The organism is Okeania sp. SIO2B9, from assembly GCF_010672505.1.
In the GTDB taxonomy this organism is placed as follows: Bacteria; Cyanobacteriota; Cyanobacteriia; order Cyanobacteriales; family Microcoleaceae; genus Okeania; species Okeania hirsuta.
The window spans coordinates 1-2,355 of the sequence record NZ_JAAHGK010001197.1 but is presented as its reverse complement, the minus strand read 5'-3'; the positions used below and the strand labels follow the sequence as shown (position 1 = coordinate 2,355).

Here is a 2,355-nt window from a genome sequence, read left to right as displayed (position 1 = left end):
TTTCTGGTGAAGCTGCTTCCTTAGCGGGACACTGGGGTTTAGGTAAGTTAATTGCTTTCTATGATGATAACCATATTTCCATTGACGGTCATACAGACATTTCCTTTACTGAAGATGTAAGTAAGCGTTTTGAAGCTTATGGTTGGCACGTTCAGCACGTTACTGATGGTAATACTGGTTTAGATGCGATCGCCGAAGCAATTGAAAAAGCGAAAGCGGTTACTGATAAACCTTCCATGATCAAAGTTACTACTCTTATTGGTTATGGTTCTCCTAATAAAGCTGATACTCACGATGTTCACGGTGCAGCACTCGGACCTGATGAAGTAGCAGCTACTAGGAAAAATCTTGGTTGGGAATATCCAGAATTTGAAGTGCCTGCGGATGCTCTGAGTCATTTCCGCCAAGCAGTTGACCGAGGAGCAAAATATCAGGAAGAATGGGATCAACTTTTCTCCGACTATAAATCCAAATATCCTGAAGATGCAGCTACTTTGGAACGGATGGTAAGTGGTAAGTTACCTGAAGGTTGGGCAGATGCACTTCCTAAATATACTCCTGAAAGCAAGAAGGATGCAACTCGTAACCAGTCTGGTGCAACACTAAATGCTATAGCTGGAGTTTTACCAGAGTTAATTGGTGGTTCTGCTGACTTAGCTCCTTCTAACAAGACTCTACTCAAAGGTTTAGGAGACTTCCAAAAAGGTCAATATCAAAACCGAAATATGCGTTTTGGTGTTCGGGAACATGGTATGGGAGCAATTTGTAATGGTATTGCTCTCCATGGTTCTGGGTTAATTCCTTATGGTGCAACCTTCTTGGTGTTCACTGACTATATGCGGAACTCCATCCGTTTGTCTGCTTTAGCTGAAGCTGGTGTTATTTGGGTAATGACTCACGACTCTATCGCTTTAGGTGAAGACGGACCGACTCACCAACCAGTTGAGCATATTGCATCTTTACGTTTGATTCCACAATTACTTGTGATGCGTCCTGCAGATGGTAATGAAACTTCTGGTGCATACAAGGTTGCAGTGGAAAAGGCTAAATCTTCTCATCCTCAACCTACTCTGTTAGCATTATCTCGCCAAGGTTTACCTAATTTAGCTGGTAGTTCCATTGATGGGGTTGCTAAAGGTGCTTATATTATTAGTGATGGCGAAGGTACTCCAGATATTATCTTAATTGGTACTGGTGGAGAAACTTACCAATGTGTTGACGCTGCAGAAAAACTCCGTGAGGAAGGTAAGAAAGTACGGGTGGTTTCTATGCCATGTTGGGAATTATTTGAAGAGCAAGATGCAGCTTATAAAGAGTCTGTGTTCCCTGCTGCTGTGAAGAAGCGTTTGGCAGTGGAAGCTGGTGTTAGTTTTGGTTGGCATCGTTATGTGACTGATGAAGGTGCAACTTTGAGTGTTGATACTTTTGGTGCTTCTGCTCCTGGTGGTGTTGTGCTGGAGAAGTTTGGTTTCACTGTTGATAACATTGTTGCTAAAGCTAAGGAAGTATTGGGTTAGTTTTCATAGCGATCGGCATTTAGCATTCAGCAGTCAGCAGTCATCTAGAGTTAAAACTTTACAGATAATAAGCTTTAAAGTTTTATAGTTGTCTTAATTGTAGTGTGTAGTGCTATATCTGCCTATTAGCTATCTCAAAATTTCAACTATCATTAAAGAGGTTCTCTAGAAATAGGGAACCTTTTAAATTTTCATAGCAATTCCCTTCAGTATTTTTCAGGATTTATATCATGTCCGCTGGGGCGCGTTTGTGTAAACCCAAAGGTGAATATCTACAGGAAATTTAAGTTTTTTTCTTGCTCTTAAGTATTCCTGACTGTTCCCTGTTCCCAGCTCCGGTGTTCCCTACCCTTGCTATACAATACCGATGCTACCGGACATGATATTATTCTTGTTTTTATTAATAAAAAATAAGTTGGTTTTCCGTGATTTTACTATTGCTGAGGAAATATTTAGACAGTTTTTCTTATACTAAGAAAAAATCTTTACTTAATAACAAGAAAAAATAGTTATGGATGAAGCTGTAAGAAAGATAGCAGGTGTAGGATTACCCGGTGTTATACTTTTAATTGCAATGGCAACGACGGGGTTCACTGGTGCTGCAGCAATTACAGCAGCATTAGCAATGTTAGGACCCGGAGGAATGATTGGTGGTATCGTATTCTTGGGAGTAATAGGACTCGCATCAGATGCACTGACAAAGTATGGGTTAGAAGCTTTGTTGAAAGGAGTTTATCTACAGAGAAAATCAGATGGTGAACCTTTATCAAATCTATGAAGATAAATTGATAGATTACCAATTTCATTAGAACTTAAACTAATACTAAAAAATGCTATT

Annotated in this window: 2 protein-coding genes; both read left to right on the top strand. The window is 39.8% G+C overall.

The window, feature by feature from the left end; all coding sequences use genetic code 11:
- The coding region (locus tag F6K13_RS28880) for a transketolase (RefSeq protein ID WP_287289268.1) at positions 1-1,517 on the top strand (1,517 nt) is incomplete at its 5' end.
- Positions 1,518-2,028: 511 nt separating this feature from the next.
- Entirely contained in the window at positions 2,029-2,295 is a 267-nt protein-coding gene (locus tag F6K13_RS28875) for a hypothetical protein (protein ID WP_287289266.1), read from the top strand.
- Positions 2,296-2,355: the final 60 nt, after the last annotated feature.

Coding starts and splice junctions, on each gene's coding strand:
- F6K13_RS28875 (WP_287289266.1), top strand. CDS start 2,029: ATGGATGAAGCTGTAAGAAAGATAGCAGGTGTAGGATTACCCGGTGTT.